At 50.8% G+C, this 24123-nt stretch carries 24 protein-coding genes and 1 tRNA gene; 23 read left to right on the top strand and 2 right to left on the bottom strand.

Features of this window, described 5'->3' with window-relative positions; genetic code table 11:
• Positions 1 to 47 precede the first annotated feature (47 nt).
• From IMCC13023_RS05185 to holA, 3 genes are read left to right on the top strand one after another with little or no spacing between them, the layout of a single operon-like run.
• A complete protein-coding gene (locus IMCC13023_RS05185; protein WP_007542002.1) occupies positions 48 to 617 on the top strand; it encodes a ComEA family DNA-binding protein in 570 nt (189 codons plus the stop codon).
• Positions 614 to 2470: a ComEC/Rec2 family competence protein gene (locus tag IMCC13023_RS05180; protein WP_007542001.1), complete on the top strand. Its 1857-nt coding sequence runs from the start codon at positions 614 to 616 to the stop codon at positions 2468 to 2470. The genes IMCC13023_RS05185 and IMCC13023_RS05180 overlap by 4 nt, the downstream gene beginning before the upstream one ends.
• Complete coding sequence (holA, locus tag IMCC13023_RS05175) at positions 2467 to 3429, top strand: DNA polymerase III subunit delta (RefSeq protein WP_040325242.1); 963 nt, start codon at positions 2467 to 2469, stop codon at positions 3427 to 3429. The genes IMCC13023_RS05180 and holA overlap by 4 nt, the downstream gene beginning before the upstream one ends.
• Before the next feature lie 39 nt (positions 3430 to 3468).
• Here holA and rpsT read toward each other — a convergent pair whose 3' ends face one another.
• On the bottom strand, positions 3469 to 3729 hold the full coding sequence (rpsT, locus tag IMCC13023_RS05170; RefSeq protein WP_007541997.1) for a 30S ribosomal protein S20: 261 nt from the start codon (positions 3727 to 3729) through the stop codon (positions 3469 to 3471).
• 135 nt (positions 3730 to 3864) lie between these two features.
• Here rpsT and lepA point away from each other — a divergent pair, with 135 nt between their 5' ends.
• From lepA to IMCC13023_RS05070, 20 genes are all read left to right on the top strand, one after another.
• Entirely contained in the window at positions 3865 to 5721 is a 1857-nt protein-coding gene (lepA, locus tag IMCC13023_RS05165; protein ID WP_040325406.1) for a translation elongation factor 4, read from the top strand.
• Positions 5721 to 6920, top strand: coding sequence for a radical SAM family heme chaperone HemW (gene hemW / locus IMCC13023_RS05160; RefSeq protein ID WP_007541993.1), 1200 nt, complete (start codon positions 5721 to 5723; stop codon positions 6918 to 6920). The genes lepA and hemW overlap by 1 nt, the downstream gene beginning before the upstream one ends.
• Before the next feature lie 42 nt (positions 6921 to 6962).
• Positions 6963 to 7988 carry a heat-inducible transcriptional repressor HrcA gene (gene hrcA, locus IMCC13023_RS05155; RefSeq protein WP_040325240.1) on the top strand — a complete coding sequence of 342 codons (1026 nt, stop codon included), beginning with the start codon at positions 6963 to 6965 and terminating at the stop codon, positions 7986 to 7988.
• Positions 7985 to 9037 (top strand): DnaJ C-terminal domain-containing protein, encoded by a 1053-nt coding sequence (locus IMCC13023_RS05150; RefSeq protein WP_007541989.1) that lies wholly within the window; start codon positions 7985 to 7987, stop codon positions 9035 to 9037. The genes hrcA and IMCC13023_RS05150 overlap by 4 nt, the downstream gene beginning before the upstream one ends.
• Positions 9037 to 9729, top strand: coding sequence for an RsmE family RNA methyltransferase (locus tag IMCC13023_RS05145; RefSeq protein WP_007541987.1), 693 nt, complete (start codon positions 9037 to 9039; stop codon positions 9727 to 9729). The genes IMCC13023_RS05150 and IMCC13023_RS05145 overlap by 1 nt, the downstream gene beginning before the upstream one ends.
• A 26-nt stretch (positions 9730 to 9755) precedes the next feature.
• Complete coding sequence (locus IMCC13023_RS05140; RefSeq protein ID WP_249859722.1) at positions 9756 to 10070, top strand: HIT family protein; 315 nt, start codon at positions 9756 to 9758, stop codon at positions 10068 to 10070.
• Entirely contained in the window at positions 10070 to 11017 is a 948-nt protein-coding gene (locus IMCC13023_RS05135) for a PhoH family protein (protein WP_007541983.1), read from the top strand. The genes IMCC13023_RS05140 and IMCC13023_RS05135 overlap by 1 nt, the downstream gene beginning before the upstream one ends.
• Positions 11014 to 11472, top strand: a complete 459-nt coding sequence (gene ybeY, locus IMCC13023_RS05130) for an rRNA maturation RNase YbeY (protein ID WP_007541980.1) — start codon at positions 11014 to 11016, stop codon at positions 11470 to 11472. The genes IMCC13023_RS05135 and ybeY overlap by 4 nt, the downstream gene beginning before the upstream one ends.
• Positions 11469 to 12542: a hemolysin family protein gene (locus IMCC13023_RS05125; RefSeq protein WP_007541976.1), complete on the top strand. Its 1074-nt coding sequence runs from the start codon at positions 11469 to 11471 to the stop codon at positions 12540 to 12542. The genes ybeY and IMCC13023_RS05125 overlap by 4 nt, the downstream gene beginning before the upstream one ends.
• The gene (gene era / locus IMCC13023_RS05120) at positions 12535 to 13419 is read left to right on the top strand and encodes a GTPase Era (RefSeq protein ID WP_040325238.1); all 885 of its coding nucleotides are present in this window, start codon (positions 12535 to 12537) and stop codon (positions 13417 to 13419) included. The genes IMCC13023_RS05125 and era overlap by 8 nt, the downstream gene beginning before the upstream one ends.
• Before the next feature lie 134 nt (positions 13420 to 13553).
• A complete protein-coding gene (leuA, locus tag IMCC13023_RS05115; RefSeq protein ID WP_007541972.1) occupies positions 13554 to 15296 on the top strand; it encodes a 2-isopropylmalate synthase in 1743 nt (580 codons plus the stop codon).
• 27 nt (positions 15297 to 15323) lie between these two features.
• A complete protein-coding gene (recO, locus tag IMCC13023_RS05110; protein WP_040325236.1) occupies positions 15324 to 16046 on the top strand; it encodes a DNA repair protein RecO in 723 nt (240 codons plus the stop codon).
• A complete protein-coding gene (gene uppS / locus IMCC13023_RS05105) occupies positions 16043 to 16801 on the top strand; it encodes a polyprenyl diphosphate synthase (protein WP_040325234.1) in 759 nt (252 codons plus the stop codon). Before recO ends, uppS begins: the two co-directional genes overlap by 4 nt.
• 39 nt (positions 16802 to 16840) lie before the next feature.
• Complete coding sequence (locus tag IMCC13023_RS05100) at positions 16841 to 18214, top strand: glycine--tRNA ligase (protein WP_007541965.1); 1374 nt, start codon at positions 16841 to 16843, stop codon at positions 18212 to 18214.
• Positions 18215 to 18218: 4 nt separating this feature from the next.
• Positions 18219 to 19373 carry a tRNA dihydrouridine synthase DusB gene (gene dusB, locus IMCC13023_RS05095; protein ID WP_040325232.1) on the top strand — a complete coding sequence of 385 codons (1155 nt, stop codon included), beginning with the start codon at positions 18219 to 18221 and terminating at the stop codon, positions 19371 to 19373.
• Between the two features lie 2 nt (positions 19374 to 19375).
• On the top strand, positions 19376 to 20629 hold the full coding sequence (locus IMCC13023_RS05090) for a deoxyguanosinetriphosphate triphosphohydrolase (RefSeq protein ID WP_007541961.1): 1254 nt from the start codon (positions 19376 to 19378) through the stop codon (positions 20627 to 20629).
• 9 nt (positions 20630 to 20638) lie between these two features.
• On the top strand, positions 20639 to 22456 hold the full coding sequence (gene dnaG, locus IMCC13023_RS05085; protein WP_007541959.1) for a DNA primase: 1818 nt from the start codon (positions 20639 to 20641) through the stop codon (positions 22454 to 22456).
• A 43-nt stretch (positions 22457 to 22499) separates the two neighbouring features.
• A tRNA-Asn gene (locus IMCC13023_RS05080) sits at positions 22500 to 22575 on the top strand.
• 19 nt (positions 22576 to 22594) lie between these two features.
• Complete coding sequence (locus tag IMCC13023_RS05075; RefSeq protein ID WP_007541958.1) at positions 22595 to 23239, top strand: AzlC family ABC transporter permease; 645 nt, start codon at positions 22595 to 22597, stop codon at positions 23237 to 23239.
• On the top strand, positions 23236 to 23535 hold the full coding sequence (locus tag IMCC13023_RS05070) for an AzlD domain-containing protein (RefSeq protein ID WP_007541956.1): 300 nt from the start codon (positions 23236 to 23238) through the stop codon (positions 23533 to 23535). Before IMCC13023_RS05075 ends, IMCC13023_RS05070 begins: the two co-directional genes overlap by 4 nt.
• On the opposite strand, the gene def is transcribed toward IMCC13023_RS05070, so the two are convergent.
• Complete coding sequence (gene def, locus IMCC13023_RS05065) at positions 23524 to 24087, bottom strand: peptide deformylase (protein ID WP_040325229.1); 564 nt, start codon at positions 24085 to 24087, stop codon at positions 23524 to 23526. The two genes, IMCC13023_RS05070 and def, sit on opposite strands and share 12 nt — an antisense overlap.
• Positions 24088 to 24123 lie beyond the last annotated feature (36 nt).

Here is a 24123-nt window from a genome sequence, read left to right as displayed (position 1 = left end):
TTTTCAGCGGCCAGTAGCACATTTGAACTTTAGTGCATCTTGTTTGGATGCAGAAAATACTTCAATGGCTAAACGCTCTGGATTCTAAAAAACGCAAGCAGCTCTATCTTGTCGGCGGACTCGTTGCGATCTTGCTCGGTGTTTTACTTTCCAATTCCAGTGCGCCTAAAGTGCAAGATGCGATTGTCCAACAAAGTGAAAACTTTACGGTTTCTGGTGAGGTTTTTATTCACGTTGTTGGCGAAGTAGTTGAGCCTGGCCTATACGAGCTTTCCTACGGTTCTAGGGTTCGAGACGTTATCGATGCTGCCGGGGGCTTTACCGACTCGGCTGTTCAGTCAAGCGTCAACTTAGCTCGCCTAGTCTCAGATGGCGAGCAAGTGGTGATCCTGGCGGAGTCCCAAATGGCAACTGACTCAAGCCTGGGCTTTATTTCCCTAAATAGAGCCTCAAGCTCGCAGTTAGAGTCGCTTCCGGGCATTGGACCGGCATTAGCCGGTCGGATTTTGGCATACCGGGACGAAATTGGTTCGTTTGCCAGTATCGAACAACTCCTGGAAGTGACCGGCATTGGTAGCAAATTATTTGAAGAGATAAAAGGCTCCATAACTTTGTGATTATTTTTGTGGCGGCGACCTACTGGACGATTCTCTGGGTTACCGCTTTGCCCGGGTCAGTGTCTCAGATAAAGCTTTCCTATCCAAGAATCGAATTTATCGAGGGGCTGCGCGCTGTTTTTCTCTTTCGTGCCCAAGGGGTTACTCCTGATGCCACGGCGCTAGTGGGCGGACTCGCAATCGGCGAGAGAGAGCTTCTTTCTCTTGAATTGGCACAGAACATGAAAACCCTTTCACTCACTCACCTGGTTGCCGTATCCGGAGCAAATCTGGCAATTATCATGGGAGTCGTATATTTACTCACGGCCGCATTGGGGCTCGCGAGAAACACTCGATTCGTGACTGCTTTTTTGGTCATGGTCGCCTATGTTTTAGTCGTCGGGCCAGAGTCAAGCGTGCTTAGGGCTGCCACCATGGCGACTTTTGTCGCTATTGGTCTATGGCTTGGAAGAGGAACAAAGCCAATAATTTCATTGGCTTGGGCGGTTATCTTTTTATTGGGCATAGATCCAGGTTTAGCGACAGACTTCGGCTTTGCTCTTTCGGCGTTGGCTACGGTTGGGCTTTTGACCATGGCAGTCCCGATCTACAACTGGCTGTCTGGCTTTATGCCTAGGTTGATCGCAATAGGAATTGCAGCAAGTTTTTCAGCTCAACTGGCAACGACCCCAGTTTTACTTATGCTTCAGCCGTCAATTCCTGTGTATTCAGTGCTGGCGAATCTCATTGTCGAGCCCGTTGTGGCTCCGGTGACGGTCCTTGGAATACTTGCCTTGATTCTTGCCTATCCGCTTCCGTTTTTGAGTTCTGTAGTCAGCTACCTGGCATCAATTGGGACCTGGTGGATAACACTGGTAGCCAACGAAGTATCAACGTGGCCGGCCGCCAGAGTCCATTTTGTTGCGGGTCCTGCCGGAATCGTTTTGGCTGCACTCATTGTGTTGCTTTGCCTAGGGCTGTATCAGCGTCGCCTTTCTGAGTATCGACCCGGTCTATCGATTTCACTGGTTGCGGTGCTGCTTATGTCGGCGTCCTGGTCGGCGATTGATCAGATCCGATATCAGGGCTTTGAGGGTGAGTGGCAGGTTGTCAACTGTGACGTTGGGCAGGGTGATGCTCTCGTAATCAGAAGCCAGGGTGTCGTTGCACTAATTGATGTTGGAAGAGAGTCACAGCCGATTGACAAGTGTCTCGATAATTTGAATATTTCGCGGATTGATCTTTTGGTTATTACCCACTTTGATGCGGATCACGCCGGTGGAATCTATGGTGCGCTAGATGGAAGAAGAGTGAAGACGGCTGTGATTTCAGGATTCGCTGACGATCGACCTCTGGTTTCCTTGGTTGAAGCCGCTCTTGCTCAGTCGGAGGTGGAAGTGCTAACCGGCTTTGCCGGCATGGGCGGAAAGCTCGGGGAGCTCAATTGGAAAGTTTTGGCTCCAACAGCGAAAGCCACCGAGGCTAAAGACAGTAATGATGCTTCGGTGATAGTGGCATTCACGGGTGGGGACTATGGAATCCTTGCCCTTGGAGACTTGGGGGCTGCCGGTCAAACTCGCTTGATGAGAAATGCCGGGGGTGCCTTGAGTGAACTTGCGAACCGACCGCTTCTACTAAAAGTTGCTCACCATGGCTCCGCCGATCAATCTAGTCAGCTCTTTCAACTACTCTCTGCCGATGTGGCAATATTTTCAGTCGGACAGAATCCTTACGGGCATCCAACCAAAAAAGCGCTTGATCAGGCAGCCGTTAGTGGCTCGATAATAGTGAGAACTGATGAACTTGGGTCTGTCGCTTTTAGGTTCGAAGGACAAGCCTGGAAGATTTCAAGCGCGGGTAAACTAACGGCGTGACTAATGGACGAACGGTTAGCTGGCATCAGGCCGAGCCCGCCAACCTTGTATTGATATCCGGCCCCGAGTCATACTTTGCATCTCGCGCGTCCAGGTTGATAAAGGACAAGTTGCGGGCTAGTCACGAAGATTTAGAAGTAAACGAGGTTACCGATGGAGAATATTCTCCAGGGCTAATATTTAGCTTGGCTTCACCCTCGCTGTTTAATGAGCCAAGACTTGTAATCATCGGCAGTGCATCCGAGGGTTTGGCGGAGGACTTGGAGCAGCTGCTTCTAGATCCTGCGGAAAACTGCACGATCGTGGTCCGGATTCCTAACCTCGTTGGGCACAATGGCAAACTAAAAAAGCAGCTTTCCGCATCTGCCCTAAATGTTTCTTGTGAAGAGGTAAAAAAAGATGTCGATCGCATCGATTTTATAAAGCGGGAATTTCAGAGACTCGAGACGCCAATCGACCTGCCTGCTATTAGAGCTCTGGTAGCGGCTTTCGGTTCAGATATGGGTGAACTTGGTGCCGCCTGTGATCAATTATCGAATTCTGGCGCCTTGAAAATTTCACTCGTTGAAGTTGAGCGAACTTTTCAAGGCAGAGTAGAAACAAATGCGTTCAAGATTGCCGATGCCGCTCTAGCCGGTAATGCGGGTGAAGCTATCAGGCTATTTCGGCACGGCTTCGCAACCGGTATAGACAGTGTCGCCCTAACGGCTGCACTTTCAATGAAGATCAGACAGCTAGCAAGGCTGTTTAACGACAGAAATGCCCCTGCGGCTGCCACTGGAATGCAACCTTGGCAGCAAGATCGTGCGATAAAGGAGCTGGCGGGCTGGACTGAACCTCAGCTAATAGAGCTTGTGCAGTTGGCTGCCCAAACTGATTTCGACGTAAAGGGCGCAAGTCGGGACCCGGAGTACTCCATCGAGAAACTCTTATTAGCGATGGCTAAATCTGGGCAATAAAAAAACCGGGCCATCAGCCCGGTTTTTTTAGAAGCTTTTTTAGAGGCTATTTACCTTCTTGGCAATAGCTGACTTACGGTTAGCTGCCTGGTTCTTGTGGATGACGCCCTTGCTGACAGCCTTGTCGATTTTCTTATTGGCTCCGACTAGTGCGGCGGCAGCTGCAGCCTTATCACCGGCTGAGCTAGCATCACGCACAGCGCGGATTGCAGACTTGACTTCGGTCTTTACTGCCTTGTTGCGGTCCTCGGACTTCTGGTTAGTTCCGATGCGCTTGATCTTGGACTTGATGTTTGCCATGTTCTACTTTCTCTGGCCAAAAAATTTTGCGGAGTAAATCTCCGCGAACAAGGCAAAACTCTACCAGTTTGGCTCCTGTCGAGCAAGCATCATGGGAGAATGGCCAAGTTACATTCATCCATAAATGAGGTTTACTTGTCTCCACGCGCACGGTCTGCTCTCGAGCCGTCTCTTACCGACCAGGATCAAATACGCAATTTTTGCATAATTGCTCACATTGATCACGGTAAATCGACCCTTGCAGATCGGATGCTTCAGCTCACTGGAATAGTTGAAGACCGTCAAATGCGGGCTCAGTATTTGGATCGGATGGACATTGAGCGAGAGCGCGGAATTACGATCAAGTCTCAGGCGGTTCGGCTTCCCTGGGAGTTGGACAATAAAACTTTCGCTCTAAACATGATCGACACACCCGGCCACGTTGATTTCACCTATGAGGTTTCTAGGTCGCTGGCTGCTTGCGAGGGAGCAGTGTTGCTAGTCGACGCGGCTCAGGGGATTGAAGCGCAAACATTGGCAAACCTTTATCTAGCTATGGAAAATGACCTGGAAATCATTCCGGTCCTAAATAAAATCGATCTGCCAGCAGCCCAAACCGAGAAGTACGCCGAGGAACTTGCCAATCTGATTGGTGGATCCCCGGATGATTGTTTGAGGGTCTCGGGTAAAACTGGTGTTGGAGTAGAAGAGCTTCTTGACCGTATCGTCCAGCGAGTGCCTGCTCCAACAGGCGACATCAATGCTCCTGCTCGAGCAATGATTTTTGACTCGGTTTATGACAGCTACCGAGGCGTTGTTACCTACGTCAGGATGATTGATGGGCGGCTGTCTTCTCGGGAGCAGATCCAGATGATGTCAACAAGGGCAGTGCACGAGCTCTTAGAAATCGGTGTGATTAGCCCGGAACCGGTTGTCACCAAAGGTTTAGCAGCTGGCGAGGTGGGTTATCTAATCACCGGCGTCAAGGACGTCAGGCTTTCCAAGGTCGGAGATACTGTCACCACTAAAGACAAACCAGCAACACTTTCGCTGAAGGGTTATGCCGAGCCAAAGCCTATGGTTTTCTCTGGAATTTACCCCATAGATGGAAGCGACTACCCGAACCTTCGGGAGGCATTGGACAAGCTTCGTCTCTCCGATGCCTCGCTGGTCTATGAGCCCGAAACATCAGCCGCACTTGGCTTCGGCTTTCGCTGCGGCTTTTTAGGTTTGTTGCACCTCGAGATAATTACCGAGCGATTGGAGCGAGAGTTCAATCTTTCTCTCATTGCAACCGCTCCATCGGTGGTTTATCAAGTCACTCGAGAGGACAACACCGAGTTCATAGTCACTAACCCATCCGAGTTTCCCGAGGGCAAAATAAAGGTAGTGAAAGAGCCGATCGTAAAGGCCACAATTCTGAGCCCAAAGGACTATGTGGGCACAATCATGGACCTGTGTCAAACCCGTCGCGGGACGATGATTGACATGCAATACCTAGGTGAAGACCGAGTGCAGCTTCGCTACCAGCTTCCGCTTGCTGAGATTGTTTTTGACTTTTTCGACCAGCTAAAAAGCAAGACCCAGGGCTACGGGTCATTGGACTATGAAGAAGCCGGCTATCTCCCGGGCGACTTAGTAAAAGTAGATTTGCTGCTTCAAGGCGAGAAGGTAGATGCTTTCAGCTCGATTGTTCACAAGGACAAGGCTTATGGCCACGGCACAAAAATCACGGCAAAGCTTCGTGAATTAATACCAAGGCAACAGTTTGAGGTTCCAATCCAAGCCGCTGTCGGTTCCAGAATTATTGCTCGGGAGAGCGTTCGTGCAGTCAGGAAAGACGTGCTGGCTAAATGCTATGGCGGTGACATAAGCAGAAAGCGGAAGCTTCTTGAGAAGCAAAAAGAGGGCAAGAAGAGAATGAAGATGGTCGGCCGGGTAGAAGTTCCTCAGGACGCATTTATAAAAGCGCTGTCCTCCGACGAAACTTCAAGCACGGAAAAGAAAAAGTAGTGTCGGCCAGCTTGCCGCTTGGACTGCCGTGGCCAGAGTCGAATCTAATACCTCCTAGGTTCGATGACCTAAAAACCTTTCACGCCTATGTTCACATTCCGTTTTGCGAGTTTAGATGCGGATATTGCGATTTCAACACCTACACCGCAAAGGAAATCGGGGGGCTCTCCCAGTCGAGTTTTCACGAGTCACTAATTACCGAAATAGAGGCGAGTGCGAAGGTTATTGAGAACTCGGGCTACGCGAAGCGGAGTCTTTCCACATTGTTTTTTGGTGGTGGGACACCATCGCTTTTTACCAGTAATCAAATCGAGCAAATCATGACCAGCTTGAAAAATCATTATGGGTTTTTACCGGACATCGAAATAACACTAGAAGCAAACCCTGAATCTGCCAGTCCTCAGTATTTAGAGCAACTTGCCGCCGTAGGCGTCAACAGAATAAGTCTCGGGGTCCAGAGTTTCGACCCGAAGGTTTTAGCCACGCTAGAGCGAGTTCATGACCCAGACAAAGTTGAACCAATCCTGAAGGCTGCAGCCGAGCTTGGGTTAGAAAGCAGCCTCGATTTGATTTATGGCGCTCCAAACGAGTCTCTTGATTCTTGGAGAAGGACCGCTGAAATCGCCGCCTCAATGGGTACTGGACACGTCTCTGCCTACTCCCTAATCGTTGAGCCTGGAACAAAGCTTGCCAGGCAAATCAAGGTTGGTGAATTGCCGGCAACAGACGATGACTTAGACGCAGAGAAGTTTGAAATCGCGGACCAAGTTTTCCAGGCCAACGGTCTTCCTTGGTATGAAGTTGCCAACTGGGGCAAACCTTCGAAGCACAACCACGCTTATTGGGGCAGCGCCGACTGGTGGGGGTTTGGGCCCGGTGCTCATTCACATTTAAGTGGGAATCGGTTTTGGAACACTAAGCATCCTCTGAGCTATCAAAAACAACTTGCGAACGGCTCGCCGGTTGCGGGCATCGAATACATTGATGCACGGACCAACCTCGAGGAGCGCCTGATGTTGGAGCTTCGAACCAGCACCGGAATTCCTCTAAAAGTATTGGCCGAGCTCGGTATTTTGGAAAGCACGATTGACCCCTTTGTTTTGGACGGAAGCTTGAAGATTGAGAACCAAAATTTGGCTGTCACTGCATCCGGGAGGCTTTTTGTTGATCGCATAGTTCTTCAGCTGCTGACGAACTAGCACTTATTCAATAGACTTGGCACTCATGATAGGTCAGTGCTAATGATTCCCAACAGATCCCTAGAGGTCTTGCGGGCAATTGTTGAGGATTACATCGCCTCGAACCAGCCTGTCGGCTCAAAGTCACTTCTTGATAGGCACCCGCTGGGAGTCTCTGCCGCAACAATTCGCAATGACATGGCGCTTTTAGAAGAAGAAGACCTCATTACCGCGCCACACACTTCAAGCGGAAGAATTCCAACCGAAAAAGGCTACCGACTGTTCGTTGACAAGCTCGGTGAGATAAAGCCCCTTTCACACTCAGAACGTAGCGCGATTGAGACTTTCTTGGACGGGGCTACTGACCTGGACGAGATTGTAGAAAGAACTGCTAGGTCATTGTCCGCGCTCACCAATACTTTGGCGCTTGTGCAGTATCCAACGCTTGGCAACGCCAAGGTGCGCCACGTTGAGCTAATTCCTATTGCCGAGCTAAGGCTTGTTGTGATGCTCATTTCTGAGAGGGGAAGGGTTCAGCAGGTTCAGGTGGAGTTGAGTGCTCCGGCTGAAATAGATCTTGTTACCGAGTTGCGCGGACGACTAAACGGGATGCTAGTCGGTGCAAACTACACTGATGTAAAAATAATTTTGGACAAACTCCCAGCCGAATTTGCTCCCAGCCGAAGAGATTTTGTTGGCAGGGTCGTGTCTCAACTTCAGTCTTTGGTCGATGCCAATAGAGAAGAGCGCTTAGTTCTGTCGGGCACCGCGAATTTGGCGAAGCACGATGAGGATTTTGGTGGCGAGCTTTCAAGTGTCCTTGAGGCGATTGAGGAGCAAGTAGTAATGCTTCGTTTGATGCAAGAAATGCAGACCGATCAATATGGGGTGGGCTTGAAGATCGGGTCCGAACTTGGGGTTGCTGGCGTCCAGCACGCAGCCATGATGGCCATCGGTTACGAAAACTCCGGAACCGAGTTGGCAAAAATTGGCGTACTCGGGCCAACAAGAATGAACTATTCCGGGAACATAGCTTCGGTAAGAGCCGTTGCAAAATATCTAAGCAATGTACTGGAGGCAAATTCTTGAGCGATCACTATGAAGTTCTCGGAGTCGCAAGAGATGCGACCGAGGATCAAATCAAGAAGGCATATCGCAAACTGGCAAGGGAGCTCCACCCCGATATCAACCCTGCCAAAGAGGCCCAAGAACGCTTCAAGCTTGTGACTCACGCCTACGAGGTTCTCAGTGATAGCAGCAGTCGAGCTAGCTATGACGGAGGCGGTAACGAAGGATTTGGCATCGGAGACATTTTTGACAGCTTCTTCGGAGGCGGGGGCCAACGCGGACCGCAGTCCAGGTCTCAAAGAGGTCAAGATGCCCTGCTGAGAGTGGACTTGGATTTGAAAGAGGCAGTTTTCGGTGCCAACAAAGTTCTAACCATAGACACCGCGGTTCTCTGTGAGGAGTGCAAGGGCAGCTGCTGTCGCCCAGGAACAAGCGCTCAAACCTGCGATATCTGCAGAGGGTCAGGCCAGATTCAGCGTCAGGTGCAGTCATTTATGGGGGCCATGGTCACCACTGCACCATGTGGAACCTGCCGGGGAACCGGTCAAGTGATTCCGGACCCTTGCGTTGAATGTCGAGCCCAGGGCAGAGTCAGAGCCTCAAGAGATCTCGATCTCGATATCCCAGCTGGAGTGTCCGACGGCTTGCGTTTGCACCTACCAGGTCAAGGCGAAGTGGGTTTCGGCGGGGGCCCCAGCGGGGACATTTATCTTGAAATTTCGGTCCGTGCCGATCCTATCTTCGGCCGCGATGGGGATAATTTGGTGGCTGTTCTGGAAGTCCCAATTGCAGATGCCGCCCTTGGCTTCGAGACCGAAATTGACACATTAGATGGTCCCTCGCTGGTTTCAGTGAAGGCAGGTGCTCAGCACGGGGATGTAATAACTCTCAAGGGGCTTGGGTCAAATAAACTGCGCGGTCGTGGACGCGGAGACCTTTTGCTGCAACTGAAGGTCTTGACGCCAAACCGGATAGACGGAAAACAAAAAGATCTTTTCAAAAAACTCAAGGCGCTTCACAAGGATGACTCGCCGAGGCTCGGCAGTCGTCGGGCTAGAGGTAGGTTCTAGTGCATTGGTTTTTTGACCCAAGCATTACCGAGGCTTCATCTGTTATTACAGCTACCGAGCTTGAACATTTCAAGAGTCTTCGGATCAGAGATGGGGAAGAGATCGCCATAACAAATGGCGTCGGTGGAGTACTGACCGCCACAGTTTCGAATGCCGCTGCAGGACAGCTAGGACCAAAATCATTCCAAGTAACAACCAGGTCAACCCCTGCGATACACCTTGTGCAATCACTTGCTAAAGGTGGCAGAGACGAAGCTGCGCTCCAGACCGCAGTTGAATTAGGCGTCTCGAGCATAACCCCACTGCAGGCATCACGATCAGTGGTCGAGTGGGGAGCAAAGGCGTCAAGAAATCAAGAGCGTTGGAACCAAATCTCTATTTCCGCAATGAAGCAATCTCAGCAAGCTTTTAGGGCAGATATCAAAGACCTTTCTACTCTCAAGCAGTTGATACCTATCGGTACCGGACTTGTACTCGATCCCCAGGCTTCGACAAGCATCGTTGGACTAGAGCTGGAGAATGAAGTGACCATTGTGGTGGGGCCAGAGGGCGGGTTTTCACAACAAGAGATTGACGCCCTTTTGTCTCAAGGGTTTTTAGGCGTCCGGCTTGGTGGAACTATTCTTCGAACTTCAAGCGCTGGACCTGCAGCCATTGCAGCCCTAATGGCCCTGTCTGGACACTGGAGCTAGTGGCTAAAATGATGAAGGAGGAAAACGTGGACTGTATTTTTTGCAAGATAGTAGATGGCGAGGTTCCAACCGAGCTGATCGCCGAAAACGAGCACGCCATAGCCTTCTTAGATCTTTACCCGCAGGCTCCGGTACACATTTTGGTGGTTCCAAAAATTCACAGTGAAAACATTCTTCAGCTTGATAATTCTTCGAGCCTTAACGGTCTTTTTGAGTTGATTCGAAAAGTTGCGGCGACAAAAACTGACGGTCAGTTCAAGCTTCAGTTCAATTCTGGCAAGCGTGAGGGGCAATCGGTCTTTCACACTCACGCGCATATTCTTAGTGAGCAGTCCAACTAGTGGCTAAAACAAGTTTTGAAATAACCGGAGTAGCACTCCTTGATCTGTTGGGCGAGCAAGACAGGAATCTGAAGCGAATTGAGGCTGAGCTGCCGGGCTTAGTCATTCAAAATCGGGGGAATGTTTTTAATCTCACGGGTGACCAGGCTCAGTTGGATCTAGCTTCTGAGGTGTTTGAGCAGCTTGCAGAGATGATAAAGCAAGGCCTAAGCCCAGATCCTCAAGGTGTTTCAGAGACGATACGAATTATTCAGGACAATAAACAGCAGCCAGCCTCAAAGATACTTGCGTCAAGCACGATAAACACGCCCGCTAAGACGGTAAGGGCTAAGACGGCGGGTCAAAAAGAGTACCTAGATGCCATTGACCAGAACACCATCACCTTTGGGATTGGACCTGCGGGCACTGGAAAAACTTACTTGGCGGTAGCAAAGGCCGTGGAGGCACTTTATCGAAAAGAAGTCAGCCGGATAATCCTTACTCGGCCAGCCGTTGAGGCCGGAGAGAGGCTTGGCTTTTTGCCTGGGACACTCAGTGAAAAAATCGATCCTTATCTAAGACCGCTGTTTGATTCACTTCAGGAGATGCTCGAGCCCGATGTGACAGCAAGGCTTATGGAGGCAGGGGTTATTGAGGTTGCGCCTCTTGCGTACATGCGAGGCAGAACTCTAAACGACAGCTTCATAATTCTTGACGAGGCGCAAAATACCACCGGTGAACAAATGAAGATGTTTCTGACAAGACTGGGGTTCAATTCCAAGATGGTTGTAACCGGAGACGTAACTCAGATCGATCTTCCCGGTGGGAAGTCCGGACTCGGGATTGCTCAGACGGTGCTGGCTGATGTTGAAGGACTCAACGTTCAAAAGCTAACAAGCAGAGATGTAGTTAGACACGAACTAGTCACAAGAATCGTTGAGGCGTATGACAGAGCGGCAATCAAATGAGCCTTGAAATAGCCAATGAATCCGAAATAACTGTAGATACCGAACGCGTGCTTGAGCTGGCATATTTTGTCCGTGGAGCGCTGAAGCTTCACGAATTGGTGGACCTGGGGATTACCTTTGTTGACGAGGGGCCGATGACTGACCTTCACATCAAGTGGATGGATGAACCAGGACCAACCGATGTCTTGAGTTTTCCCATGGATGAATTACGTCCAGGTACGGACCGGAACAGCTCGCCCGAAGGAATTTTGGGCGACATAGTCGTGTGCCCGCAGGTTGCAATAAAGCAAGCTAAAACAGCTGGTCACGAAACAATCAATGAAATCCTGCTGCTGGTAACCCACGGCATGCTCCACCTGGTCGGTTTTGACCATGCTGAGCCGGAGGAAGAAAAAGAAATGTTTGATCTGCAAAAAAACTTGCTAGCTGATTTCTATAAATTGGAAACCTCTTGATTTTCGTAATCTCAGGTTTATTGCTGGCGGCCCTATTGATCATTCTGGCCACCATTCAGACCACGCTCGAAATCGCTGAAGATGCTCGGGCCGGAGCTTTATCTATAGCCAGAGCGCTATTACTGAGCGCTTTAGCCGGTTTTTGGCTGGTTTTTGCCGTGAATGCCGGCAATCTTGGTTACATTTTGGCTGCAGGCCTACTCGTACTTTGGTTTTCACAGCAGCTGCTTGGTCGAATTCTGGGTAGGGCTAAATTTGCCGAGACGCTATCTAGCAAGGCCAATGGGCTTGTGACATGGTGGAGCAAATTGGTTGCTCCAATCCGGCTTGTGACTCCTGAGGTGGCCGAGGAGTATGAACAAGAACTTCTGGACTCTGTTGAGGAATTTGGCGAAACGGTGGTCCGAGAGGTCATGGTCCCCCGGGTAGACGTGGAAGTAGTTGACAGCGATGCACTGCTCGAGGATGCATTGAGCACGTTTATGGCGACTGGGTTTTCGAGGCTGCCGGTTGTGGGAGAGAGCGTCGATGACGTTGTTGGCGTGCTCTACCTAAAGGATCTTGCCAGGGTCGTGCATCAAGATCCGGGCCTACTGTCGGTCAAAAAAGCCATTGATGCTGCAAGACAGGCGCTCTTTACTCCAGAATCCAAGTCGGTAGCAGATCTGCTTCAAGAGATGCAGCGGGTAAAAACTCAGATTGCAATTGTCGTCGACGAATATGGCGGAGTAGCTGGAATCGTGACCGTTGAGGATCTGATCGAGGAGCTCGTTGGCGAGATTGGCGACGAGTACGACCGTGAGGTTGTCGGAATCGAGAAGCTTTCTGAAACAACTTTCAGGTGTCAGCCCAGAACTCCGTTGGACGAAATTGCTGAAATCTTCGAGATTGAGCTTGAGGACGATGATGTTGACACAATCGGCGGTCTTCTAGTCAAGGCAATCGGAGCGCTCCCGGTTGGTGGGGAAACAGTCGAGGTGCAGGGTCTAATGCTTACTGCCGAGCGCGTAGTTGCCAAGAAAGGCCAACTGCTGAGCGTATTAGTTCGTAAACTCGTGACAGATGAGTGAATTTAGATCTGGGTTTGTAAGCTTCGTGGGCCGACCGAACGTTGGCAAGTCAACGCTGACTAACGCTATCGCCGGTGAGAAAGTCGCCATCACTAGCTCTAAGCCACAAACCACCAGGCGCGCAATTAGGGCAATCAAGACCACGGAGACTGGCCAGTTGATAATGGTTGACACTCCTGGTCTTCACAGGCCAAGAACGCTTTTGGGACAGCGGTTAAACGATCTTGTAAGCTCGACTTTGCACGAGGTAGATGTAATCGTGTTTTGCACTCCGGCCAATGAGGAAATTGGGCCGGGTGATCGAAAAATTGTTGCGGACATTGCCAAATACGGCCGTGCCAAGAAAATCGCAATTGTCACCAAGTGTGAAACCGTATCTAAGCAAAAACTTGCTCAACACCTGATGGCAGTCTCAGAATTACATGACTGGAAGGAAATTGTTCCGGTTTCAGCCGCCACGATGGAGCAGGTTGAGCTTCTAGAGACACTTCTGATTAGCTACTTACCGATTGGGCCTCTGTTCTATGAGAAAGATGTCGTGAGTGAAGAACCTCTTGAGGATCGGATTTGCGAGCTGGTGCGGGAAGCGGCTCTGGAGTTAGTCAATGATGAGCTGCCACACTCACTTGCCGTCACCTTGGATGAAATTCTCTACGATACAAAAAAGCCGACCGTACACGTTTCGGTTTGGGTCGAACGCGATTCCCAGAAGGGGATCATTATCGGCAAGGGCGGCTCGATGTTGAAAACCATAGGTCAGAAGGCCAGGCGTGAAATCGAAGCCTTGATGGATGAGCCCATTCACTTGGCAATTCAAGTCAGAATTGCTCAAAACTGGCAAAGAAATGCCAAGCAGCTTGGAAAACTCGGGTTCTAGCGCAACTGGTCCTCAAGTGCTAGCCTGAGAACATGAGTTTTAACCTCCTGCTTATTGGCCGCGACGAGGCCTAGCCACGGCCCAATCTCGTCGCGGTGCAAACCTGCGGTCAATTCAGATTTAGGCGGAGAGAAATGAAAAATCACCAAAAACCATCGAAAATGCCATTTGAGCGTTACGAACCTTTTCACGATCAGATTTCGGTAGAGCTTGCGGACAGAACTTGGCCCACTAAAAGAATCACTCAGGCGCCACAGTGGTGCGCTGTTGATCTTCGTGATGGCAACCAAGCACTAATCGATCCTATGAACGCCGAGCGAAAGCTTGAGATGTTCAAGCTTCTGGTTTCGATGGGTTATAAGCAGATCGAGGTTGGGTTCCCGTCTGCATCCCAAACTGACTTTGACTTTGTGCGTCTACTAATTGAGCAGGACTTGATCCCTGAGGACGTAACGATTCAGGTTTTGACGCAGTCCAGGGATCACCTTATTGAGCGGACATATGAGTCGATAGCTGGGGCCAAGCAGGCAATCGTCCATTTTTACAACTCAACTTCAGTGCTTCAGCGCAGAGTTGTATTTGGGCAGGACAAGGCCGGAATCAAGAGGATTGCCACCGATGCGGCTTTGAAATGCTTGGAACTAGAAGCCAGCATCCCCGAAACAAAAGTCTTTTACGAGTACTCGCCAGAGTCTTATACCGGCACTGAGCTCGAGTTCGCACTCGAAGTGTGCAACGCGGTCGCAGACATTATCAAGCCGACTTTGGACCGGAAATTGATAATCAACCTGCCGGCAACCGTGGAAATGGCAACACCGAATGTCTACGCGGACTCGATTGAGTGGATGTCAAGAAGGCTTCACCCCAGAGAAGCAATATTGCTTTCACTGCATCCGCACAATGATCGAGGTACAGCAGTTGCCGCAGCCGAACTGGGCTACATGGCAGGTGCCGATCGCATTGAGGGTTGTCTTTTTGGAAATGGCGAGCGCACCGGAAACGTTGATCTAATTACCCTGGGCCTAAATTTATTCAGTCAGGGAATCGATCCGATGATTAATTTCGCAGACATCGATCAGATCAAGCGGACCGTTGAATATTGCAATCAACTAAAGGTTCCTGAGCGCAGTCCATACGGCGGCGATTTGGTCTACACGGCATTCTCCGGCTCGCACCAAGATGCTATCAAAAAGGGATTTGATCACCTTGCTAAGGATGCTCTTGCAGCCGGAAACAGCGTTGATAAGCACACCTGGGCTGTTCCTTACCTTCCAATTGATCCAAAGGACGTTGGCAGGAACTACGAGGCCGTCATTAGAGTCAACTCCCAATCCGGTAAGGGTGGAGTGGCCTATCTATTGAAGACCGACCACAGCTTGGACTTGCCTCGCAAGCTCCAGATTGAGTTTTCGAAGGTTATTCAGGGCTACACCGATACTTCCGGTGGAGAGGTGAGCTCCGAGCGAATTTGGGAAATTTTCCAGGACGAGTATCTTCCAGCTTCAATCGAGCAGCCTAAGTGGGGTCGCTTCGAACTGAAGAAGATGCGGACCGAATCTGACATGGATGGAATTGTTCAAATTGACGTAGTTATGCGTGATGGAGATGTTGAGTTTGCCGCTACTGCAACGGGTAACGGTCCGATTTCGGCCTTCATCGCTATCTTGGGGGATAAGGGTTCTGACATCAGGCTTCTTGATTATGTCGAGCACACACTTAGTGCTGGAGGCGACGCGTTAGCTGCAGCGTATATCGAGCTCGAGGTTGACGGGAATGTGCTTTGGGGTGTCGGTATTGATGGCGACATTGCTACCGCGTCTCTAAAGGCACTTATTAGCTCAACCAATCGAGCTCTAAGGACTGCAGTTACCAGCTAAACCCGCAATTTTTGCGATACTTGTCCTATGCCGCATTACCGAGATGAAGCCGTCGTCATCCGAACCCACAAGCTCGGGGAAGTCGATCGCATAGTGACACTTTTGACAAAGAATCACGGTCAAGTTCGAGCAGTTGCAAAGGGTGTCAGGAAAACTAGCAGCAGAATTGGCGCAAGGTTAGAGCCGTTTAATGTTGTGGATTTGCAGCTCTACGAAGGCAGAAACCTAGACACTGTTTCTCAGGTCGAGCAACTCGCTAACTACGGAGCCGTCATAATCGCGGATTACGCCAGATACACAGCAGCTAGTGCTGTTGTCGAAGCGGCCGAACGCTTCACGCGCGAAGATTCTTCCTCCCAGCACTACATGCTCGTGATTGGAGCTCTCAGGGCTCTTTCACTGAAAGAGCATGCCTCTGATCAGATCCTGGACTCGTACCTTTTGCGGGCATTGGCAATCTCAGGTTGGATAACCAATATTGACCAGTGCCAGGGTTGCGCCTCAACCGAAACTGTTTCGTTTTCCGTTCACTCTGGATCTGTTAGTTGCCAATCTTGCACCATGCCCGGATCGGTCCGTCTTGGGGTCGATGGAATTTCGCACATTAGCGCACTGCTTATCGGTGATTGGCCAAGCGTTGGTCGCGCTAACTTGGCAACGCGTGCGTCCGTGAGCGGTGTCGTGGCTGGCTACTTGCAATGGCAGCTCGAAAGAGGACTTAGATCCCTGGAGCACGTGGAGCGAAGTTGATAAAACTAAATGACCCGACGAGAAAAGTGCCTACCTTTGGGACTGTTCCAAAGCACATCGCGATGGTTATGGACGGGAATGGTCGGTGGGCCAATGAGCGTGGTCTTACTCGCACCGAGGGTCATAGGGCTGGCGAGGCAGCGCTATTGGAGGCAGTTGCAGGCGCGAGTAACGCGGGTGTCGAGAATCTGACTGCCTATGCATTTTCGACGGAGAACTGGAAGCGCTCGACCGAAGAGGTCAAGTTCCTAATGGGCTACAACAAGGATGTTTTGAGGCGACGAAGAGACCTCCTCATGGAATGGAACGTTCGCATTCGTTGGTCTGGGTCGGAGCGTAGGCTTTGGCCTAGCGTCGTGCGTGAGCTACGTGTCGCCGAGGAAATGACCAAGAACAACACCGGTTTGGTCCTAACCATGGCTGTTAACTACGGAGGACGGCAGGAGATAGTTGCCGCCGTGAACAAGATTCTCCAAGAGTTCAGCGCTAGTGGTTCTGTTCCCAAATCCATAACCGAGAAGACGATTCAAAAAAGACTTTATGTTCCAGAACTTCCGGACGTGGACATGTTCTTGCGATCGAGCGGAGAGATGCGTATTTCTAACTTCATGCTTTGGCAATCGAGCTATGCGGAGATGATTTTCATGGACGTTCTGTGGCCTGATTTCACTCGCGAGTCAATGTGGGAGGCTATTGGTGAGTTTGGAAGAAGGCAGCGCCGCTTCGGTGGTGCCTTAGATGCCCCACTAAACTAGGGAATCGCTAGACATCCAATAAATAATCCCCGGAGAATAATGGCCAATCAAAAGCTCGACCAGGTAATTTCGCTTGCAAAACGCAGAGGCTTTGTGTTTCAGGCTGGCGAGATTTACGGCGGATCGAGATCGGCATGGGATTATGGCCCACTCGGAGTGGAGCTAAAGGAAAACATCAAACGTCAGTGGTGGCAGTCTGTGGTGTCTGGCAGAGATGACGTTGTCGGGCTTGATAGCTCCATTATTTTGCCCACCAAGGTTTGGGAATCTTCTGGCCACGTTGAGGCGTTTGTTGATCCGTTGATTGAGTGCACCAGTTGTCACAAGCGGTTTCGTCAGGATCACCTGGAAGAGGCCTTTGAAGAAAAGAAGTCCAGGGCTCCCAAATCAATGGCGGAGATTGCCTGCCCAAACTGTGGGACAAAGGAATCCTGGACTGAGCCAAAGAGCTTTAACGGCCTTCTGAAGACCTCGCTAGGTCCAGTCGATGATGACACCGGCATGCATTACCTGCGGCCTGAAACTGCTCAGGGAATATTCGTAAACTTTAACAACGTTCTAAATGTTTCAAGGATGAAGCCTCCATTTGGAATCGGTCAAATGGGAAAGAGCTTCCGCAACGAAATCACTCCGGGTAACTTCATCTTTCGCACGCGCGAGTTTGAGCAGATGGAGATGGAGTTTTTTGTAAAACCAGGTGAAGATGAAAAGTGGCACGAATACTGGATCGAACAGCGCCATAACTGGTATCTAGATCTTGGAATTAATCCAGATAACCTTCGACTGTTCGATCACCCGAAGGAAAAGCTGTCGCACTACTCCAAGCGCACCGTTGACATTGAGTACCGCTTTGGCTTCCAGGGTGGAGAATTCGGTGAGCTTGAGGGAATTGCAAACCGAACTGATTTTGACCTAAAAACCCACTCAGCTTCGTCCGGTGTTGACTTGAGTTACTTTGATCAAACCGAGGAAAAGCGCTGGACTCCATTCGTTATTGAGCCAGCGGCTGGACTAACTAGGTCGCTGATGGCATTCATGGTCGATGCATATTCAGAGGACGAAGCTCCTAATGCGAAGGGCGGCGTTGACACCAGGACCGTTCTCCGACTCGATTATCGACTTTCGCCCGTGAAGGCAGCTGTTTTGCCGCTCAGCAGAAACGAGGCGCTGAATCCAATTGCCAAGGCGTTGGCCGCCGAGCTTCGAAAGAACTGGAACATTGACTTTGATGACTCAGGTGCCATTGGGCGTAGGTATCGCAGACAAGATGAAATTGGAACTCCTTTTTGCATAACGATTGATTTTGAGACAGCCGATGACCAGTCCGTGACTATTCGTGAGCGTGATTCAATGGCTCAGGAGCGAGTGTCCTTGGACAAGGTTGCAAGCTACCTATTTGAGAGACTCAGCTAGTTAATTGGGACTAACGTACGGAACTAAAACCTTTCAGGTGCCAGTCGTGCTGGCACCAATGGCTGGTATTACAAACACTGCCTTCAGGAGGCTCTGTCGCGAGTACGGCAATGGTCTGTTCGTCTCTGAGATGGTCACCTCTAGAGCTCTGGTTGAAAGAACTGAAGAGTCGATGCGCCTAATCGGGCATCATGAGTCCGAGGAATTTCGGTCGGTTCAGCTTTATGGAGTTGACCCCACAACGATATCTAGAGCCATCGAGATGCTCGTTCAAGAGGACCGAGCAGATCATATTGACCTGAATTTTGGTTGCCCGGTTGCGAAGGTTACTCGAAAGGGTGGGGGAGCAGCCTTACCTTGGAAATCAGAGCTATTTGAGGCCATTGTTCAAGCAGCTGTTAAGGCAGCTGGAACAATCCCAGTGACAGTCAAAATGCGCAAGGGTATAGATCAAGGTCACCTAACGTTTTTGGACGCTGGCAAGGCCGCCAGGGACGCAGGGGTTACTGCCGTTGCGCTGCATGGGCGAACCGCGGAGGATTTCTATTCCGGAAGAGCAGACTGGGACGCTATCGCAGAGCTTCGAGAGTCGTTGCCAGATGTTCAAGTTCTTGGCAATGGTGACATTTGGTCAGCTCACGACGCAGTATCAATGATGGATAAAACCGGAGTAGACGGAATTGTGGTTGGTAGGGGTTGCCTCGGAAGGCCGTGGCTCTTCCAGGATCTCGAACGGGCAATAGCAGGCTACCTAGCTGGTGACAAGAATCCACAAGTAGACGAGGTAATGCCATCACTTGGTGAGGTGGCCGACGCGTTTTATCGCCATGCCGAGCTGCTGACAGAGTACTTCGATGAAGAAGGCAGGGCGTGCCGAGATATTAGGAAGCACGTTGCTTGGTATTTCAAGGGCTACCCGGTTGGCGGGGAATTCAGGGCCGATCTTGCAAGAGTCGAGTCATTGCAACAGGCAGCTGATTTATTGGGCTTACTAGAGCGAGATACGCCCTACCCGGGTGAAGAAGCTGAGGGCCCTCGGGGTAGGCTCGGCTCGCTAAAGAAGTGTTCACTGCCGGAAGGCTGGTTGGACTCCAGGGACTTGAACGACACTCATCGAGCTCAGCTGGAGTTTGCGGAACTGTCTGTATCAGGAGGATAAGCATGGTTGCTAAAGCTGAAAGCGGCTATGACCCTCGAGACCTCGAGCGGTTTGTGGGCCAACCCGGGTCTCAAATGGAGGGTCGCGGAGAGTTTGCGCGGGACCGGGCAAGGGTCTTGCACTCTGCTGCGTTCCGGAAACTCAGCGCTAAGACTCAGGTTCTTTCCCCAAGCTCGGGGGACTTTGCAAGAACAAGACTTACTCATTCGCTTGAGGTTGCTCAGGTTGGCAGGGAGCTAGCAACAGCCCTGGGAGTGAACCCGGATCTAGTGGACATGGGCTGCCTGGCTCATGATCTTGGACATCCTCCTTTTGGCCATAACGGTGAGTCTGCTCTGAATTTTTGGGCTGCCGACGTCGGCGGTTTTGAGGGCAACGCCCAGACATTTCGAATCCTGACGAGGCTTGAGCCAAAGATCTATGACGAAAGTGGCATCTCGAGGGGCTTGAATTTAACCAGGGCCTCTTTGGATGCGGCGACCAAGTATCCGTGGCCACTGTCCAGAGCAGCCGAGTTCGACAACGTAACAAAATTCGGTGTCTATGACGACGATGTAGAAGTCTTTGATTGGATGAGGCAGGAAGCACCTGAGGGTATCAAGTGCGTCGAGGCTCAAATTATGGACTTTGCTGACGATGTTGCTTACTCGGTTCATGATTTTGAGGACTCAATAGTGGAAGGGTTTGTGGATCCGGCCCTAATTTCCGATTCCACGTCAAACGATGCCCTAATTGAGGACATAAGCAAATGGTCCGAGGGTTCCTATTCAAAGGTTGAATTAGAAGAAGCACTCTTATCCCTACAGTCCTCCAGTCATTGGCTCAAAACATTCGATGGGTCACCGAGACACTTGGCGAGGCTAAAAAACCTGGCCAGTGACCTAATTGGTTCTTTTGTTTCCAGAACCACCGGTGCAGTTTTGGAGGACTCTAAAAGAGGCACATTGAGTCGTTTTAGTAACGGCGTTATGGTTCCGAGTCGCGTGAAAAGTCAGATTGCGGTCCTCAAGGGCATCGTCGCCTCCTCGGTAATGACAGAGAATTCAAGGCAGCCTTATTACGAGGACCAACGAACTTTGCTAGTAGAGCTTGCCGAAACCTTGCTATCCAAAAACGGCGCTCGACTCGACTCGACCGGTTCCGAAGCATGGGCAGCCGCAAAGGACCACAAGGCTCAGAAACGAGTCATCGTGGATTTCGTTGCATCCTTGACTGACCCGGCAGCTGTCGCTCTACACCGCAGCTCAAGAGCATAGGATTCAGTTATGGCTGGTCGAGTATCCCAAGGGGACATTGAAGAGCTAAAAGAGCGCGCTGACATTGTGGAGATTGTCGGGGGCTACGTATCTCTCAAGGCAGCAAGTTCGGGTTCTTTCAAGGGTTTGTGTCCATTCCACGATGAGAAATCACCAAGTTTTAACGTTCGAGCTAATCCTGCGTTCTACCACTGCTTTGGCTGTGGAGTTGGTGGCGATGTTTACAAGTTCATTCAAGAAATTGAGTCGGTTAGTTTTTCCGATGCGGTGCAACGCTTGGCAGACAAGGTCGGCTATCAGCTGAAGTTTGAGGAAGGAAGCGACGAGGGTTCAACAAGGTCAAGGTTGCTGTCTCTAAATAAATTTGCTGCAGATTATTACCAAACGCAATTGCAATCAGCCGAAGGTCAGACTGCTCAAGACTTCCTGCTGTCTCGGGGTTTCGAATTGGCAAGCTTTGCAACTTTCGGAATCGGCTATGCCCCGAAAGGCTGGCAGAACCTGATAGAAGCGGCGACTGCAGCGGGTTACCAAATGCAGGAGCTTGTATCTGCGGGTTTGGCGATGGAGAGCGACAAGGGTGGCTACGATCGCTTTCGCGGGCGTGTGCTATGGCCCATCAGAGACGCAAACTCGCAAGTGCTTGGGTTTGGCGCCAGAAAACTTTATGAGGATGACCAAGGGCCGAAATACCTAAATACGCCAGAGACACCCGTGTATCACAAGTCGAGCGTCCTTTATGGTCTTGATTTGGCTCGAAAAGCCATCGTCAAGTCAAGGCAGATCGTTGTTGTCGAGGGCTATACCGATGTCATGGCCTGTCATCTAGCAGGGGTGGAGACTGCGGTCGCAACTTGTGGCACGGCTTTTGGCGAAGAGCACATTCGGATAATCAATCGATTATTGGGTCAAACAAGCGACCCGGCAGAGGTTATCTTCACCTTTGACCCGGATGCCGCAGGTGAGAAGGCTGCTCTTCGAGTCTATGGAGACAGCTCAAAGTTCAATGCCCTAACCTTTGTCGCGAGTGGGCCTGATGGCCTTGACCCCGCGGACCTTCGACAGAAAATGGGCGACGGGGCAATATCAAAGATGCTGGGATCCAAAAAGCCACTATTTGAGTTCGTTATTCGCCATCGAATTAGCCAATTTTCTTTAGCCGATCTAGATTCACGAGTAGCTGCTGCAAGGGCAGCAGCACCAGTTGTTGCTGAGATTACGGATTCGGCCCTCAAGTCAGGTTATGTGAAGGCGCTAGCGGATTGGGTGTCTCTTGACTCTTCAGAAGTAGAGCAAATGGTTCGGGCAGGCGTGACAAGGCAGGTTCAGCAGCGAGTAGAGCCAATGAGACAAGCTGGAGCTCCTGCGGGCGAGGCTATTACCCCGCAGGCTCGAATGGAGCGGCAAATACTGGAGGTATTAGTGCAAGCCCCCGGTGCGTTTAGTCCCGAGCAGCTTCGCCGCATGTTGGCTTCGGGGTTTTCCGTCGCTCAGCATCATCGAATTCTCGAGGTGGCGAATATGAACTCGATGCAGTTAGCGGAGGATGACTTCGCAAATCTATTAGCAACTCAAGTTTTGCCAGAGGATCTGGATGTGATTCGGTCTCTTGCTCTTGCAAACCTTCCGGTAGCTAACGAGGCGGCTCTTTCTAAATACGCGGTTGGTGTCGTGAGGACCGCGATGCTCAATACCTTAGCTCGAGAGAAAGCTGATTTGATGGCGGCGCTCAGACGAATCGACTCGACAGCAAGTCCGGAACAGCTTGCCCAAGTCCAGCAGGAATTGATGGCGTTGGAATCAGAACGTCGTGAGTTGATGAAATAGCTCGCGAATCTGCTAATGTTGTGCCGTGTCTCTAGGGATGCATTCCTCGGTAGCTCAATTGGCAGAGCAATCGACTGTTAATCGATAGGTTCTTGGTTCGAGTCCAAGCCGAGGAGCCACACTTTTCCTGGAGATGGCATGAGCAGGCAAGTAATTTCCACTTCACTGTCCGTAGGCCTTGCCACCGGCCTTTACGGAGTTTCATTCGGAGCCATTGGGTCTGCCGCTGGCCTAACGGTTCCTGCCGTCATGTTGCTCAGCTTGCTGATGTTTTCGGGCGCGAGTCAATTCGCATTTGTAGGAATCGTTGCTGCTGGGGGAGCGCCAATCACAGCAATTTCTTCTGCATGGCTTATGGGTGTCCGAAACTCTTTCTATGGCCTGCGACTCAACACCGTAATTGGTCCAAGAGGGCTATGGCGTCTGCTTGCAGCCCAATTGACCATTGATGAGTCAAATGCCGTGTCCGCGGCCCAAGAGGGTCCACGAGATCAAAAACTTGGTTTCTGGCTCACCGGCGGTGCGGTATTTGTCTTTTGGAACACAGCAACTTTGCTGGGAGCCATGGCTGGAAATCTCTTTGGGTCAGTTGAGGCCTGGGGCCTCGATGGCGCTGCTGCGGCTGCGTTCCTTGGGCTGCTCTGGCCTAGATTGAAAAATAACTTGGCTTTGGCCGGCATCGGTGCATTAGTTGCACTGATCGCAATTCCCCTCACCCCAGCCGGCGTTCCGGTGCTATTGGCCGCTGTTGTTGCTTTGCTCCCAATAGGGGGCAAAAAATGATCAGCACGGTGATTTTTGCATCTTTGGCGGTCTATAGCTGGAAAATTCTAGGTTTCTTGATTCCCGACCGTCTTATTGGGGAGCGTGGAAGGCTGATTGCCGAGCGCATGACGGTTTCTTTGCTTGCAGCGCTTGTCATGCTTCAGGGGTTTTCGTCTCAGAGCGATCTGGTTCTTGATGCACGAGCAGCTTCCCTAGTTGTTGCCGGGGCGCTTTTAGCTCTTAGGGTTCCCTATATTTTTGTAGTTCTAGCCGGGGCGGTTGTGGCTGCTGGGGTAAGGCTTTTAGGGTTCTAAATAGTCTTCCCCTGGCAGCCACGACAAACCAGGTGCTCCCCAGTCGTTTTCCTTGATGGCCTTTTTCATGAATCTTTTATGGGGCTTTGCTAGCCGGTCCGCATAGAGGATGCCTTCTAGGTGGTCAAACTCGTGCTGAAAGATTCGAGCCAGCCAGCCCTCGGCGTCTATTTGGTAACCCTGGCCCTCTAGGTCAGTAGCTCTCAACACGGCCCGGTTTGCTCGCTTGAGGGGAAATCTCTCTCCTGGAATAGACAAACAGCCTTCAGAATCTGCTTCTTCGTCTAGTGACTCTTCGGAAAATTCTGAGATAGAAAGCTCAGGATTGATTGCAACTCCTCGAACTTCCTGATCTTCGGTGCTGAATGAGTAGACAAATATTCTGAGTCCGACTCCAATTTGAGTGGCGGCTAGGCCGACTCCGGGAGCCGCATCCATGGTCTCGAGCATGTCAGCGACCAGCTGGCGGATGTAATCATCTATCACCGGTACCTCTAGAGCTCGTGTATGAAGAACTGGATCACCGGTTATGCGTATTTTTTGCAAGGTCACGCTCCTATTTTAGCTATTCTCAAGCGGTAATTTCAG

Origin of the sequence: Candidatus Aquiluna sp. IMCC13023, assembly GCF_000257665.1 — a bacterium.
Classification (GTDB): Bacteria; Actinomycetota; Actinomycetes; order Actinomycetales; family Microbacteriaceae; genus Aquiluna.
Note: the sequence above shows the minus strand (reverse complement) of the source record. Positions and strands in the feature narration are given on the sequence as shown.